The 15,795-nt window shown below is 40.5% G+C and carries 17 protein-coding genes; 4 read left to right on the forward strand and 13 right to left on the reverse strand.

Annotated elements, in window-relative coordinates:
• Positions 1-86 precede the first annotated feature (86 nt).
• The gene (locus ACXYSK_RS04820; RefSeq protein WP_458625242.1) at positions 87-1,055 is read left to right on the forward strand and encodes an NAD(P)/FAD-dependent oxidoreductase; all 969 of its coding nucleotides are present in this window, start codon (positions 87-89) and stop codon (positions 1,053-1,055) included.
• 31 nt (positions 1,056-1,086) lie between these two features.
• On the opposite strand, the gene whiA is transcribed toward ACXYSK_RS04820, so the two are convergent.
• The 13 genes from whiA to rlmD form a co-directional block, all read right to left on the reverse strand.
• Positions 1,087-1,998, reverse strand: a complete 912-nt coding sequence (gene whiA / locus ACXYSK_RS04825; protein ID WP_458625243.1) for a DNA-binding protein WhiA — start codon at positions 1,996-1,998, stop codon at positions 1,087-1,089.
• Positions 1,995-2,972, reverse strand: a complete 978-nt coding sequence (locus ACXYSK_RS04830) for a YvcK family protein (RefSeq protein WP_458625244.1) — start codon at positions 2,970-2,972, stop codon at positions 1,995-1,997. Before ACXYSK_RS04830 ends, whiA begins: the two co-directional genes overlap by 4 nt.
• Positions 2,969-3,859 carry an RNase adapter RapZ gene (gene rapZ / locus ACXYSK_RS04835; RefSeq protein WP_006150216.1) on the reverse strand — a complete coding sequence of 297 codons (891 nt, stop codon included), beginning with the start codon at positions 3,857-3,859 and terminating at the stop codon, positions 2,969-2,971. The genes ACXYSK_RS04830 and rapZ overlap by 4 nt, the downstream gene beginning before the upstream one ends.
• Positions 3,860-3,910: 51 nt before the next feature.
• Entirely contained in the window at positions 3,911-4,291 is a 381-nt protein-coding gene (locus tag ACXYSK_RS04840; protein WP_001140424.1) for a RidA family protein, read from the reverse strand.
• A 9-nt stretch (positions 4,292-4,300) separates the two neighbouring features.
• Positions 4,301-4,888: a ribosome biogenesis GTP-binding protein YihA/YsxC gene (gene yihA / locus ACXYSK_RS04845; protein WP_006148034.1), complete on the reverse strand. Its 588-nt coding sequence runs from the start codon at positions 4,886-4,888 to the stop codon at positions 4,301-4,303.
• Between the two features lie 8 nt (positions 4,889-4,896).
• Positions 4,897-6,129: an ATP-dependent Clp protease ATP-binding subunit ClpX gene (gene clpX / locus ACXYSK_RS04850; RefSeq protein ID WP_006145154.1), complete on the reverse strand. Its 1,233-nt coding sequence runs from the start codon at positions 6,127-6,129 to the stop codon at positions 4,897-4,899.
• Positions 6,130-6,160: 31 nt separating this feature from the next.
• Positions 6,161-6,331, reverse strand: coding sequence for a hypothetical protein (locus ACXYSK_RS04855; RefSeq protein WP_000442253.1), 171 nt, complete (start codon positions 6,329-6,331; stop codon positions 6,161-6,163).
• Positions 6,331-6,837 (reverse strand): dihydrofolate reductase, encoded by a 507-nt coding sequence (locus ACXYSK_RS04860; protein WP_458625245.1) that lies wholly within the window; start codon positions 6,835-6,837, stop codon positions 6,331-6,333. Before ACXYSK_RS04860 ends, ACXYSK_RS04855 begins: the two co-directional genes overlap by 1 nt.
• Before the next feature lie 127 nt (positions 6,838-6,964).
• The gene (locus ACXYSK_RS04865) at positions 6,965-7,483 is read right to left on the reverse strand and encodes a Dps family protein (protein WP_458625246.1); all 519 of its coding nucleotides are present in this window, start codon (positions 7,481-7,483) and stop codon (positions 6,965-6,967) included.
• Between the two features lie 148 nt (positions 7,484-7,631).
• Positions 7,632-9,413, reverse strand: coding sequence for an ABC transporter ATP-binding protein (locus ACXYSK_RS04870; RefSeq protein WP_458625247.1), 1,782 nt, complete (start codon positions 9,411-9,413; stop codon positions 7,632-7,634).
• A gap of 10 nt (positions 9,414-9,423) precedes the next feature.
• The gene (locus tag ACXYSK_RS04875; RefSeq protein ID WP_458625248.1) at positions 9,424-11,160 is read right to left on the reverse strand and encodes an ABC transporter ATP-binding protein; all 1,737 of its coding nucleotides are present in this window, start codon (positions 11,158-11,160) and stop codon (positions 9,424-9,426) included.
• Between the two features lie 124 nt (positions 11,161-11,284).
• On the reverse strand, positions 11,285-12,043 hold the full coding sequence (gene tpiA / locus ACXYSK_RS04880) for a triose-phosphate isomerase (protein WP_458625249.1): 759 nt from the start codon (positions 12,041-12,043) through the stop codon (positions 11,285-11,287).
• A gap of 117 nt (positions 12,044-12,160) precedes the next feature.
• Entirely contained in the window at positions 12,161-13,528 is a 1,368-nt protein-coding gene (rlmD, locus tag ACXYSK_RS04885; RefSeq protein WP_458625250.1) for a 23S rRNA (uracil(1939)-C(5))-methyltransferase RlmD, read from the reverse strand.
• Positions 13,529-13,583: 55 nt separating this feature from the next.
• On the opposite strand from rlmD, the gene ACXYSK_RS04890 reads away from it, so the two are divergent.
• The 3 genes from ACXYSK_RS04890 (at position 13,584) to ntdP (ending at position 15,769) form a co-directional block, all read left to right on the forward strand.
• A complete protein-coding gene (locus ACXYSK_RS04890) occupies positions 13,584-14,360 on the forward strand; it encodes an aminoglycoside 3'-phosphotransferase (RefSeq protein WP_458625251.1) in 777 nt (258 codons plus the stop codon).
• 10 nt (positions 14,361-14,370) lie between these two features.
• A complete protein-coding gene (gene recX / locus ACXYSK_RS04895) occupies positions 14,371-15,147 on the forward strand; it encodes a recombination regulator RecX (protein ID WP_458625252.1) in 777 nt (258 codons plus the stop codon).
• 88 nt (positions 15,148-15,235) lie between these two features.
• The gene (gene ntdP, locus ACXYSK_RS04900) at positions 15,236-15,769 is read left to right on the forward strand and encodes a nucleoside tri-diphosphate phosphatase (RefSeq protein ID WP_004252157.1); all 534 of its coding nucleotides are present in this window, start codon (positions 15,236-15,238) and stop codon (positions 15,767-15,769) included.
• The last annotated feature ends 26 nt before the right edge of the window (positions 15,770-15,795 follow it).

Raw genomic sequence — 15,795 nt, forward strand, 5'->3', positions numbered from 1 at the left:
CTATGAAAATTTTCTCCCCCTACTTGATTTTAAATTGGTAGAAAATATGATAAAATAAAAAGATAGAAATGAATTAAGGAGAAGCCATGTCTGAACTATATGATATCACCATTGTAGGTGGTGGACCTGTTGGTCTTTTCGCAGCCTTTTACGCTCATCTTCGTCAAGCCAAAGTACAAATCATTGATTCTCTCCCACAACTAGGTGGTCAACCTGCTATCCTTTATCCTGAAAAACAAATTCTCGATGTGCCAGGTTTCCTAAACCTTACAGGGGAAGAATTGACTAACCGTCTCTTGGAACAACTCGAAGGATTCGAGACACCTTTTTACCTCAACGAAACCGTTCTTGAGATTGAAAAAGAAGATGGTATCTTTACTATCACAACCACTAAAGGAAGTCACACTAGCAAAGCTGTTATTATTGCTATGGGTGGTGGCGCCTTTAAACCTCGTCCACTCGAATTAGAAGGCGTTGAAGGTTATGAAAATATCCACTATCACGTTTCTAACATTCAACAATATGCTGGTCAGAAAGTAACTATTCTGGGTGGTGGAGATTCTGCTGTGGACTGGGCCTTAGCTTTTGAAAAGATTGCCCCTACTACACTTGTTCACCGTAGAGATAACTTCCGTGCCCTTGAACATAGTGTACAAGCCCTAAAAGAATCATCTGTAAGTATCAAAACACCATTTGTGCCAAGTCAACTCCTTGGAGATGGAAAAACTTTAGATAAGCTTGAAATTACAAAAGTCAAATCCGATGAGACTGAAACCATTGAACTCGACCACCTCTTCGTCAACTATGGCTTCAAATCTTCTGTCGGTAATCTTAAAAATTGGGGATTAGAACTGAATCGTCATAAGATTATCGTCAATAGCAAGCAAGAATCAAGTCAAGAAGGAATTTACGCCATCGGTGACTGTTGCTACTACGAAGGTAAGATTGACTTGATTGCGACAGGTCTTGGTGAAGCACCAACTGCAGTTAACAATGCCATTAACTACATTGACCCAGAGCAAAAAGTACAACCAAAACACTCTACTAGTCTATAAGAAAAAACCACGAATCCTTTGATTCGTGGTTTTAAAGTTCATCGGCAATTTTGTTGATCTTTCGCAATCTATGATTGACACCACTTTTGGTGAGTGGATTTGTCAAACTGTCTGCCAATTGTTGAATAGAATAGTCTGGATGCTGGATACGCAGATGTGCTACTTCCTGCAAATCGACTGGTAGACTATCTAGACCAATGGTATCCATGATTTTACTGATATTGTTAATAGTTTTCATGCTTGCAGAAACCGTACGTGCAATATTAGCTGTCTCTGCATTATTAGCTCGATTGAGATCATTTCGAGTTTCTCGGAGAATCTTGACCCCTTCAAAAGTATCACGCGCCTGCATGGCTCCCACTAAAATCAGGAAATCCATTATATCTTCGGCTCTTTGGAGATAGGTTACTGCTCCCTTTTTTCGTTCGATAACCTTGGCATCTAACAAGAACTGCTGCAAAAGCGAAGCAATCCCTTGCGCATGGTCCACATAGACGGAACTAATTTCTAACTGATACTTTCCTGACTCAGGATCCCGAATACTCCCATTTGCCAAAAAGGCTCCACAAAGGTAAGCACGTCCAGCTTCCTCATCTCCTAAAATATCTGGATCAATCCCAGTCTCTAGGCCAAAGAAAGAATCAGCCAAACGCAAATCCGCTAAAAGTTCTTGAACTCGCTCATCAGTAAACACGGTATAAACACGATTTTTCCGAAGATTACTTCTCTGATGGTGACGAATCTCCGACTTAATACCATAGAAGTGCAGGAAAGATTCATAGAGGTGACGAGCTAACTTAGCGTTTTCTGTAATGACGGATAATGTCAAACCAGAGCTAGATAAACCTACACTACCAGACATCTTGATAATTGCTGATAACTCATAGCGACTCAGATGGTGCTGACCTAGGATTTCTTCTTTTACTGCTACTGTGAAACTCATTTTCTCACCTGTATAATTCGCATGAGCTCATCTACGATTAGATCTCCATCATGGAAGGCTCCACCATTTTCCAAACGTAGGAAGTTTGATGAAATGACACGAGGTACTTGTTTGCGCAAACCTTCAAAATCATGCTCAACCTGCACCAAATATTCATCAAAACGGTTGGTATCCATATAATCTCTCGGAACCTTTTCAATATTAACAAGAACGGTATCGATAAATGGACGGCCCAAATGACGATGTAAGACTTCTACGTGATCACTATCTGAGAAATGTTCTGTCTCTCCACGCTGGGTCATGATGTTGCAGACATAGGCAATTTCTGCCTTGGTCTCAAGAAGTGCCTGTCCAATCTCCTCAATGACAATATTGGGCAAAATCGAAGTAAAGAGTGAACCTGGTCCCAAGACAATCATATCACTCTCAAGAATAGTATTGACAACTCGACGGCTAGCCTGCGGTTTTTCATCATCTAGAGTGTTGGTAACATAGACATGGTCAATCATACCTGGATGATCTGCAATGTGACTTTCCCCAGCAACTTCTGAACCATCTTTAAAGACAGCATGGAGTGTCAAAGGATGGTCACTAGAGGGATAAATCTTTCCTGTAGTATGGAAGAATTTACTCAGCAATTGCATGGCATTATAGGTCGAACCCTGCATTTCAGATAATCCAGCTATGATAATGTTTCCTAATGGATGACCAGCAAAAGCACCTGCATCCTCTGAAAAACGGTATTGAAAGACCTTTTCATAGAATTTTGGCATATCTGACATGGCCACAAGGACATTACGTAAATCCCCTGGAGGTGTCAACTGTTGAATATTCTTACGCAATTCACCTGAAGAACCACCATCATCCGCAACGGTTACTATGGCTGCAATTTCGACGTCTTTTTCCCGTAGACTATTTAAAATAACAGGGATTCCGGTTCCTCCACCGATCACCGTAATTTTGGGTTTTCTCATGAACGGTTTACCGTTTCCTTTCTTCGGTCTTTATCACGATGGCTTTCGTTTACAGGCCAATGTTTCGCCAAATCATTGGCTAAACGCTTTGCAAAGGCAACGCTTCGGTGTTGCCCACCTGTACAACCCACTGCAATGGTTAAAACTGATTTACCTTCTTTTTTATAGCCAGGGAGAATCGGTTCAATCAGGGCTAGCAAATGACGGTAGAAATCTTCAGATTCCTCATGATTCATAACATAATCATAAACTGCCTGATCCTCACCCGTCTGATTACGGAGTTCAGGTAGATAGTAAGGATTTGGCAAAAAACGAACATCAAATACCAAATCGGCATCAATTGGAATTCCGTATTTAAACCCAAAAGACATAACCTCGATACGGAAAGACTGCGTTTGTTCTTGGTCTGAAAACTGTTCTGCAATGGTCTTTCGAAGTTCACGTGGAGTTAACTCTGTCGTGTCTACCACGTTTTGACTCATATTTTTCAAAGGCGCCAAGAGTTCGCGTTCCAGCTTAATCCCGTCCAAGATACGACCATCTGCTGCTAGTGGGTGACTTCTTCTTGTTTCCTTATAACGTGCCACTAATTCCTTATCAGCCGCATCCAAAAAGAGGATTTTAAAGTCTAAATCATCTTGATTTTCCAACTCATCCAAGACAGCCTGAATCTCTGAAAAGAAAGAACGACTACGCATATCAACCACTAAAGCTAACTTGTGGTCATCATCCTTGGTCTCGACCAACTGCAAAAACTTTGGCAAGAGAGCAGGCGGCATATTATCAATGGTAAAATATCCTAAATCTTCAAAGGACTGAATGGCTACCGTTTTCCCTGCACCACTCATCCCTGTCACAATCACCAGGTGAAGTTGTTTCTTTGTCATCATAGTCTCCTTATATCAAAAGAAGTTTGGAAGAACCAAACTTCTACTAGCTTATCCAATCTCTGCGATGACTTCAATTTCGACTTTTACATCGCGAGGAAGACGAGCTACTTCCACAGCTGAACGAGCTGGAAATTCCTTGTTAAAGGCTGTTTGGTATACCTCATTAAAAGGTACAAAGTCGTTCATATCACTCAAGAAACAAGTTGTTTTAACAACATGGTCAAAATCTGTACCTGCTTCTGCTAAAATAGCTCCAATGTTTTTCAAGACTTGTTCTGTCTGTTCTTGGATTGTTTCTCCTACGATTTCTCCAGTTTCAGGAGATAGAGGTACTTGACCGCTAGCGAACAAAAGGTTGCCAACGATTTTTCCTTGAACGTAAGGTCCGATTGCTTTTGGAGCTTTATCTGTATGAATTGTTTTTGCCATATGTATTCCTCATAATTTTTCTAAAATAGCATCCCAAGCTTGATCCATTCCTGCTTTTGTTACGGATGAAAAGAGGATAAAATCATCACTTGGATCAAAGTTTAATTTCTTTTTAATAGCTGATTCGTGCTTGTTCCATTTCCCACGCGGAATCTTGTCTGCCTTGGTCGCCACAATGATGACAGGAATTTCGTAATATTTAAGGAATTCGTACATCTGCACATCATCTGCCGTCGGATCATGACGAAGGTCAACGAGACTAACAACCGCTCGAAGATTTTCTCGAGTAGTCAAGTACTCCTCAATCATACGACCCCATTTTTCACGTTCCTTTTTGGAAACACGGGCATAACCATAACCAGGCACATCCACAAAACGCATCTTGTCATCAATGTTAAAGAAATTGAGTAGTTGTGTTTTTCCTGGTTTTCCAGAAGTACGAGCCAGATTCTTACGATTGAGCATGGTGTTGATAAAGCTTGATTTCCCAACATTTGATCGCCCTGCAAGAGCAATCTCAGGAAGTTCATCCTGCGGATAGTGGGACTTGTTGGCTGCACTCAGCAAAATCTCAGCATTGTGTGTATTGATTTCCATAGTCACCTCTAGGCTGTCTCTAGAATTGGCTTAGCCGTTCCGTCAACCGCTTCTTTTGTGATACGAACTGTTTTCACATTTTCTTGACTTGGAACTTCAAACATTACGTCTAGCATAGTTTCTTCGATGATTGAGCGAAGACCACGCGCACCAGTCTTACGTTCGATGGCTTTGTTAGCAATTTCTTGGAGAGCTTCGTCGTCAAATTCAAGCTCCACATCATCATAAGAAAGCAAGGTCTGGTATTGTTTAACCAAAGCATTTCTTGGTTCCTTCAAGATGCGAACCAAATCATCTACAGTCAACTGCTCCAGGGCTGCAAAGACAGGCAAGCGTCCAATCAACTCAGGAATAATACCGAATTTTTGAATATCTTCTGCGATGATTTCTTGCATGTAAGAACTATTTTCATCAATGGCCTTGTTGTTTTGTCCGAAACCAATCACTTTTTCACCTAGACGCTGTTTGACAATCTCTTCGATGCCATCGAAGGCACCACCCACGATAAAGAGGATATTTTTTGTATCCACTTGAATCATTTCTTGTTGTGGATGTTTGCGTCCACCTTGAGGTGGTACGCTGGCTACAGTTCCTTCGATAATTTTGAGGAGGGCTTGTTGTACCCCTTCACCAGAAACATCACGTGTGATAGACACGTTCTCGCTCTTCTTGGCAATCTTGTCAATCTCATCTACATAGATAATTCCACGTTCTGCACGTTCGATGTTGAAGTCAGCAGCCTGCAAGAGTTTGAGGAGGATATTCTCCACGTCCTCACCTACATAACCAGCCTCAGTAAGAGCTGTTGCATCTGCAATGGCAAAAGGTACATTCAAACTTCTAGCAAGTGTTTGAGCAAGGAAAGTCTTCCCTGAACCAGTTGGGCCAATCATCAAAATGTTTGATTTTTGCAAATCCACATCTTCTGACTCTTCACGAGTGTCATGGAAATTGATGCGTTTGTAGTGGTTATATACAGCCACTGCCAAAGCACGTTTAGCACGATCTTGACCAATCACATAGTGGTTCAAGATGTTTAAGAGTTCGATTGGTTTTGGTACTTCAGACAAGTCTGCTAGGACTTCCTCTGCCAACTCCTCACGAATAATTTCCTGAGCCAACTCCACACACTCATTACAGATAAAAGCGTTGTTCCCAGCGATTATTTTTTTAACTTCTTCTTGGCTTTTGCCACAAAATGAGCAATAAACCATCATATCATTTTTCCTATTTGTAGGCATGATTCCCTTCCGTTCTAATTATTCATTCTCTCTAAAATAAGGTCATATAAAAAGCATGAATGCTATTCACCAAGTTTGTGAAGGCATTAAGCCAAAGTAGAGTAGCAAGTCCAAAACGCTTTTTACGAAAAGCGTGTGTTCCAGCTACAAAACAGACAGCACACAAAAGAGCTGTAAAAAATCCAAAAATACTACGCTCCATTAGACTTCCTTTCTCTTTCTATATTCGATGGTAAAATCATAGGCATTTTTCTCATCTCTAGTATAAGATTTGCTTGCAACAGTCTCAAAAACAGTCAAGTCAAAATCTTCCGGGAAAAAAGTATCCCCTTCAACTTGAGCATGGATTTGTGTCACAATAATTTCATCGAGATAAGGTTCAAAAAGCTGAAAAATCTGCTTACCCCCAATGATATAGAGATTTTTATCCTGGTTCTGATACCAGTCTAAAACGTCCTCAACATTTTGGAAAACCAGAACACCCTCAATTGACTCTTCAGGGTTGCGCGTCAAAATCAGGGTCTCACGTCCTGGAAGCAAACGTCGTCCCATTCCATCAAAGGTTACACGCCCCATCAAAATGGCATGATTCAAGGTTGTTTCTTTAAAATGCTTTAACTCTGCTGGCAAATGCCATGGCAAGCGATCCTCTTTTCCGATTACACCCTTTTCATCTTGAGCCCAGATGGCTACGATTTTTTTTGTCATGCTCTCATCCTTTTCATTGATAGTTCTATTTTATCAAAAATCTTCAAAAAAGACTGTTTTGGAATGCCCTCCTGAATAGAAAAAATCCGTAGAAAACTTCTACGGATTTTTAGAAAAATTCAGTATCTTACAAACCAGGTGCTTGTCCCAATTCTGCTGCAATCATCCAGACAGTTTTTTCAAGATCTGCCTTAGCACCAACGAAGATGTCGTTTGTTACATCATCACCTTCTTCATCAGTAACATCCAATGCTTTTTGGAACAGATTGATGAGGTAACGATAAATTTCAAGGACACGTTCCAAGCTTTCTTCTACGTTACGGAACTCTCCAACACCTTCTTCGATTTCACTGTGTTGAAGGAATTCTGTCAAAGTAGAGTATGGTTTACCACCGAGTGTAATCAAGCGTTCGCTGATTTCATCTAGGTAACCATCAAGGCTATCCATGTATTCATCCATCTTAGGATGCCATACCATAAAACCACGTCCACGCATGTACCAGTGTACTTGATGTAGAGCAATATGGGCTACATACAAATCTGCTACTGCTTGATTCAAAACTTCCTTTGTATTTACTAGCGCTTCTGCCGCTGGTTTAGATAATGTTGCTACGTCTTTTAATGCATCTTTTTTCAATTCTACCATTTTTCTCACCTCATAATATTATTTTTGCAACCATATTTATTGATTACTATCTCAGTATACTACACCTAGTAGACAAAAGCAAGAAAATTAACCCATATTAAAAAAGTTGTAATAGACTGATAATTTAAGAAAATGAGCAGATATCTTTTTAGTTATTTTCAGTATCTTTCCGAGAGAATTGGCTTTGATAAAGGTCATAATAGAAACCTTTTGAAGCTAAGAGACTTTCATGATTTCCTTGTTCGATAATCTGTCCATCTTTCAGCACCAAAATCTTGTCCGCTTCCTGAATAGTAGAAAGGCGATGGGCGATAACAAAGCTTGTTCTCCCCTTCATCAAACGCTTCATGGCTTTTTGAATCAAGAGTTCTAGACGCGTATCGACTGATGAGGTCGCTTCGTCAAGGATTAGAATTTTTGGATCAGCCAAGAGTGCACGCGCAATAGTCAAAAGTTGCTTCTGACCAAGAGAAATATTACTTGACTCTTGGTTCATTTCCATGTTGTAACCACCAGGAAGGGTGCGGATAAAGTGGTCAACATTGGCAGCCTTAGCAGCTTCAACGATTTCTTCATCTGTTGCCTCAAGATTCCCAAAGCGAAGATTTTCCTTGATACTGCCTTCATAGAGCCAGGCATCCTGCAATACCATCCCAAACTGTCGACGATAGTCCTGACGAGACAGGTCACGAATATCTTGGCCATCCACTAAAATAGCTCCAGCAGTTACATCATAAAAACGCATGAGAAGGTTAATCAAGGTTGTTTTTCCTGCTCCAGTAGGTCCAACGATAGCTACCATCTCTCCAGGTTCAACATCTAGGTTGAAATTGCGAATCAATGGTTTATTTTCCACGTATTGGAAATCAACATTCTTGAAGCTAACTTGTCCTGTTAATGGCGCCAGTTCTTTTACTTTAGCAGTTTGAACTTCTTCCTGTTCATCCAAAACTTCAAAGACACGGTCAAGCGAAGATTTAGCACTTTGCATTTGTCCCGCTAATTGAGTGATATTTTGGATCGGTTGACTAACCTGCCACACATACTGAACGAAAGCTTGCATATTACCAATGGTTAAGCGTCCTGCAATAACCTGCAAACCACCTAGGACAGCGACTATCAAATAAGTTAAGTCAGATACAATGTGTAAGGCAGGCATCATCAAACCTGAAATGAAGCTAGCCTTGAATCCAATTTGTTGCAATTCATCCGTAATTTTTTCAAATCTCTCTTGAGATTTCTCTTCACGTCCGAAAAGTTTAAGAACATTGAAACCAGTCAAGCTTTCCTGTACAAATCCATTCATTTGTCCCAGAATAGCTGCTTGCTGTTTAAAGTATGGTTGGGAGCGATTTAGAATGGTTTTAGCCCCAAAGTAAGTCACTGGAATCGACAAGATGACAACAATGGCCAACTGAAGATTTAGATAGAGGACCATTCCCATAACAAAAAGAATGGTAAAGACTGCATTGACGATCTGTAAGAAAGATTGTTGCAGAGCGTTTGAAACAGTCTCTACATCACTGGTAAAACGACCTAGCAAATCTCCAAACTGGTGCTTGTCAAAGTAGGACAAAGGAATGCGATTGATTTTTTCGCTCATTTCATTTCGCAAATCCTGTATCATGGACTGCACCGCATTGGTCATAAAGTAGTTTGAATAATATGACCCCAACTCATAGAGAAGACCACGCAAGAGATAAATCACTAGAATTACTGCGATATAGCTGGTATTGATACCCGCTCCTGCAACACCATTTGCCATGGCAAGGAGGTTGCTGGTTAACTCAGTGATAGCAAGCCCCAATACGAATGGCTCGATAACACTCATAATGACGCTGACTATTTTCAAGAAGACTGCAAAGAAAACAGAAAAACGGTAGGCTTTCAAATAGCTCCATAGACGAGCTAGACTAGATTGTTGTTTCATCCTTTACCTCCTATTCTTCTGTTAGAGACGCATTTTTCAACTGCGACTCAGCAATTTCTCGATAAATGTCATTGGTTTCCATCAATTCTTCATGACGCCCACGACCAACAATTTCACCCTTATCAAGGACGATAATCTGGTCAGCATCCATGATAGTTCCAACACGCTGCGCGACAATCAATACCGTAGCATCTTGTGTCACTTCCTTGAGACGACGGCGCAAAATAGCATCTGTACGGTAGTCCAAGGCTGAGAAAGAATCATCAAAGATATAGATATCTGGACCCTTGATGACTGCTCGTGCTATCGACAAACGTTGTTTCTGACCACCTGATAGGTTGCTTCCGCCTTCTGCCAGATGCGTCGCAAAACCTTCTTCTCGACTTTCGATAAAGTCTTTGGCCTGGGCTACATCGGCTGCTTGGTGCAAGTCCTCATGACTGGCATCCTCTTTCCCGTAACGGAGATTGTCTGCGATAGTCCCAGTAAAAAGCAAGGCCTTTTGTGGAATAAATCCAATCTTCTGACGGAGTGATTTGAGACGGTAATCCCGGACATCAACACCATCGACCTTGATTTTCCCTAGCGTAACATCGTAGAAACGAGGAATCAATTGAACTAGAGTAGACTTACCTGACCCAGTTGAACCGATAAATGCAATGGTTTCTCCCGGTTTAGCAGTGAAGGAAATATTATGCAAAACAGGGCTTTCTGTTTCCCCAGGATAGGCAAAGGTCACATTATCAAATTCTAGATATCCATGAGTTTCTGTTTCTTGAATTCCATCCTCATTTGGATCAATGGAAATGGGCATGTCCATGATTTCCTTCAAACGCTCACTAGATACAGCCGTACGTGGATACATGGTAAAGAGGTTTGACAAGAAGAGGAAGGATAAGAGAGCGTGGAAACTATACTCGATAAAGGCAACCAAATCCCCAATCTGCAAATTTCCTTGCTTGAGGGGATCCAAAGCAAACCAAACGATAGCCACAATCATGGCAATAATAATTTGCACAAAAAGCGGTTCCGTCAAACCAGTTAATTTAAACAAGCGATTCGAATTATCCGCATAGATTGCATTTTTCTCTTCAAAACGTTTTTCTTGGAAGTCTTCACGAGCAAAGGCACGAATCACTCTCAAACCCATCAAATTTTCACGGACATACTGATTAATCTTGTCCAGTGTTTTTTGTTGTTTTTCAGATAAGGGGCGCGTTTTTACCGCCACATAAATGACAACAACAGCTAGAAAAGGTACGGAAAAAGCTACAATCCAGGCCAGTGAAGGACTCGTCAAGAAAATCATGAGAATACTCGACAGCATCATCATGGGTGTGATAACACCCAACTTAAGCGTCTGTTCTGCAAACTGCATGAGGACAAAGGCATCACTGGTAATACGAGTAACTAGTGAAGACACACCGATTTGTTCATATTCGTGATGAGAATACTCTTGTAATTTAGCATAAACATCATTTCGCATATCCTTAACCATATTAGTGGTCAATTTACTAGCAGCATAGGCTAGAACAATCCGCCCACATGTTCCCAAGACGATTATGACCAACATGACAATAGCCCAAAAATAGAGCTTATCCTTGTCTCCTTGGTTGATTCCCTGGTCAATCATGCGGGCCAGAACAGTCGGTAGTCCAAGATTGACAATAACAAAGAAAATAGCTCCAAGGAAGTCTAAAACTAGCCATTTGGGATAACGTTTAAGATAAGACCAAATATAAAGCATAATTCTCCTTTCTTTTTCATTCAAAATGCAGAAAAGAGCGTGCTTACGCACGCCTTTTTACTAAAAAGAAGACAGGCAGTCTTAACCTCGAGAGAGGGAACTGTCTGTCTCAGATATTTGAGGCTTATTTTACAAAGTTAAGCAATGCCAAGAAGCTTTCTGGATCAAGTGATGCACCACCAACAAGAGCTCCATCAACGTCTGGACAAGCCATGTATTCAGCAACGTTCTCAGGTTTTACTGAACCACCGTATTGAACACGTACTTTGTCAGCTACTTCTTGACCAAAGTCAGCAGCTACAACGTCACGAACAACTTTACACATTTTTTGTGCGTCGTCTTGTGAAGCTGATTTACCAGTACCGATAGCCCAGATTGGCTCGTATGCGATAACTGTTGAAGCGACTTGTTCTGCAGTCAATCCAGCAAGAGCAGCTGAAACTTGAGCACCTACGAATTCTGCTGCTTTACCAGCTTCGTAAGTTTCAAGTGACTCACCACAACAGATGATTGGAAGCATACCGTTCGCAAAGATTGCTTTTGCTTTTTTGTTGATGTCTTCGTCTGTTTCGTGGAAGTAGTCACGACGTTCTGAGTGACCGATCACAACGTAGTCAGTACCGATTTCTTTCAAAACTTGTGGGCTAGTTTCACCTGTGAAAGCACCTGCATTTTCAAAGTAGCAGTTTTGAGCAGCAACTTTAAGGTTTGAACCTTTAGCAGCAGCAAGAACAGTTGTCAAGTCAACTGCAGGAGCTGCGATACCTGCTTCAACAAGGTCTGATGAAGGAAGTTTTGATGCTACAGCTTCAACGAATGCTTTTGCTTCTTCTGGGTTTTTGTTCATTTTCCAGTTACCAGCGATAAATGGTTTACGTGACATTTCACATACCTCTTTTTTCATTTTATTTTCTACTTATTTTATCATAAATAGAGGGAGCTTGCAAATCATACTCTGTAACTAAAAGTCTTCTTTTCAAAAACTTTCCTGTTATTCTTTCTATTTGGAAGCTGACTTACGCCTCGTTAATTTGACCACTGCTTCTGTTCTAGCCGTGTGGGGAAACATATCGACAGACTGGATATAATGCAGGTCATAGACCTCCATCAATCTAACCAAATCACGCGCCAAGGTAGATACATTACAGGATACATAAACCATCTTTTCAGGAGCGTATTTGACGATGGTATCCAAGAGCTTATCATCTAAACCAGTACGTGGTGGGTCTACTATCAAAGCATCGGCGCGATAGCCTTCCTTGTACCAACGAGGGATAACTTCTTCTGCAGTCCCTGCTTCATAATGAGTATTGGTATAACCCATACGCTTAGCATTTTCTTTGGCATCCTCAATGGCTTCTGGAATAATATCCATCCCTCTCAAACTTTTGACTTTTTTAGCAAAGGCAAAACCAATGGTCCCAACACCACAATAAGCATCAATCAGATGGTCGTCCTCAGTCACATCTAAAGCTTTAACGGCTTCACTATAGAGAATTTCCGTCTGTTCGGGATTGAGCTGATAGAAAGCTCGAGGTGAAAGAGAAAACTCATAGTCTAATACACCCTCGCGTATACTATCCTGCCCCCAAATAATCTCTGTCTTATTCCCATAAACCTCACTAGTTTTAGCAGTATTGGTATTGACTGCGACAGTCACTACTTCAGGATAATCCTTGACTAGGTCTTTCACAAATTGAGTCAGATTCAATTGACGATTGGTCACAATGATAATCTGGACTTGCCCAGTTTTCCGTGCTCGACGAACCATGATGGTCCGAACCCCAAGGATTTTCCGTTCATCTGTAATCGGAATTTGATGGTAAGTCAAGAGTTCAGCGATGCGATTGGCAATTGATTGCGTCTCCTTGTCTTGAACAAGACAGTCCTTTAACTCGACCAAATAATGGGAATTCTGAGCATACAAACCTGCCTTGACTTGACCTTTAAATTTTCGTGTTTGAAATTGTAGTTTGGCCCGATAATATTTTGGTTTCTGCATGCCAATGGTTGGTCTGATTTCAAAGTTTTCGTAGCCAGCAGGGGCAAATTTCTTCAGTGCTTGATGGAGAAGATCTGTCTTGAATTCCAACTGCTTGTCATAGTGTAGGTGCATAATTTGACAGCCTCCACACTCATTATAAATAGTACAGTCTGGAACCACTCGAAACTTAGATTTTTTATTGACCTCTAGCAGTTTAGCCTCAACGTAGTTACGCTTAACAGAAGTCACCTGACAATAGATATCTTCACCCTTGAGAGCACCTGGGACAAAAACGAGGGTTTTCTGATAAAATCCGATACCTTCCCCGTTAATCCCCATGCGCTTGATTTTTAATGGAATTTTTTGTTTGACTTTAAGACTCATAAGTCTATTATACCACGTAGTTTCTCAATGGTTAAGAATATGTTACAATAAAACCATGAATACAGAGACATCTCATTTTTCCCCATTGGATTTTCCTGAGCAATTACGAACTTATATAGAGGGGGCAACCCTTTCTGACAGCTCTTCTCATTCAAGAGCAACGGTTCTCTATCTTGACTCAGGTTACTATTTGAAAATAGATCGAAAGGGACGTTTAGAGCGAGAAGCTAGCATTGCGAATTGGTTTGAACAAGAGGGAATAGGAACTCCAGTCATCCACTATCTATCGACAGATAAAGACTATATTTTGACGAAAGAAGCTATTGGTCATAATGCACTCGCTTTTTTAGACCAGCCAGAAAAAATCTGCCGAACAATGGCAGAGGCTCTTAAAAAGCTTCACAACTTAAACCCACAAAATTTTCCTTCAGAAAATCATTTACGGACCTATAAAGATAGAGCCTTTAAAAACTATGAACAGGGCAAATTTTACGCTAAGGTCCTCTTGCCCCAATTTCATATTAATAGTCGTGAAGAAGCCTTTCAGCTTATTCAAGAGCAGGGCCACCTTTTAAAAACAGATGCCTTTATTCACGGTGATGCCTGTCTACCAAACTTTATTCTAAAAGATGCTGAACACTTCTCTTGTTTTATTGATCTTGGTTTGGCTGATTTTAGTGACCGACATATCGATCTCTTTTGGGCAGTTTGGTCTCTCAACTATAACCTACAGGACTCTAAATACGCTGAACTATTTCTCGACTATTACGGGAGAGAGCTGATTGATATCAATAAACTTCGACTCGTTGCTGCCTTTGAAGTATTCGGATAAAAGGAAAACCATGAAAATCACAAAACTAGAAAAGAAAAAAAGACTCTATCTGCTAGAAATTGACAAGGAGCAAACCTGCTATATTACAGAGGATACCATTGTTCGCTTTATGTTGACCAAGGATAAGGACATTAGTCCCGAAGAGTTTGCAGAAATTCAGACCTTTGCACAATTTTCCTACGGAAAAAATCTAGCTCTCTATCACTTATCCTTCAAGGCTCGTACTGAAAAAGAAGTCCGAGATTATCTAAGTAAACATGAAATCGATGAGAACATCATACCCAAAGTCATCCAATCTCTAAAAGATGACAACTGGATAAATGACCGACAGTATGCCTATGCTATTATCAACTCTAATCAGCTTTCAGGAGATAAGGGAAGCTATATGCTGATGCAGAAGATTTCTCAAAAGGGAGTTGCCAAATCCATCATCCAAGAAGTCTTACAAGAATTTGATATGGCGGAAGTCGCAGAGCGCACAGCCGAAAAACTACTGAAAAAATATCAGGGTAAATTACCTGCCCGCGCTCTACAAGATAAGATTATCCAAGGTCTAACCAATAAAGGATTTTCCTACACAGAAGCCAAAACAGCCTTTGACCAACTAGATAGCCAAGTCGAAGAAGAAACTGTTCAGGAACTAATTTTTAAAGAGTTGGACAAGCAATATCGGAAATATTCACGAAAGTATGAAGGATACGAACTGAAACAACGTTTGACACAAGTTTTAGCAAGAAAAGGCTACGATTTTTCGGATATAGCCAGCGCTCTCAGAGAATATCTTTAATTTTTTCATGGAAAAACTAAGAACTTTAAACAAAAATGTGATACAATAGTAAACGATAAACTTATAAATTGTAGAAAGTTGGTTAGTTATGAAACTTCCAAAAGAAGGCGACTTTATTACAATTCAAAGTTATAAGCATGATGGGAGTCTCCACCGTACTTGGAGAGACACCATGGTACTAAAAACAACAGAGAACGCTATTATCGGCGTCAACGACCACACACTTGTTACCGAAAGTGACGGTCGTCGTTGGGTGACTCGAGAACCGGCTATTGTTTACTTTCACAAAAAATATTGGTTTAATATCATCGCCATGATCCGCGATAATGGGATTTCCTACTACTGCAACATGGCTAGCCCTTATTATCTAGACGAAGAAGCTTTAAAATACATCGACTATGATTTAGATGTTAAAGTTTTTACAGATGGTGAGAAACGCCTCTTGGACGTCGAAGAGTATGAACGTCATAAGCGTAAGATGAATTATCCTGATGATTTAGACTATATTTTGAAAGAGCATGTTAAGATTCTTGTTGACTGGATCAACAATGAACGAGGCCCCTTCTCAGAAGCCTATGTCAACATTTGGTACAAACGCTACGTAGAACTAAAGAATCGGTAAAGTTGTCAGAGGTCAGGAACAAAATC

The organism is Streptococcus sp. V919 (genome assembly GCF_054353475.1).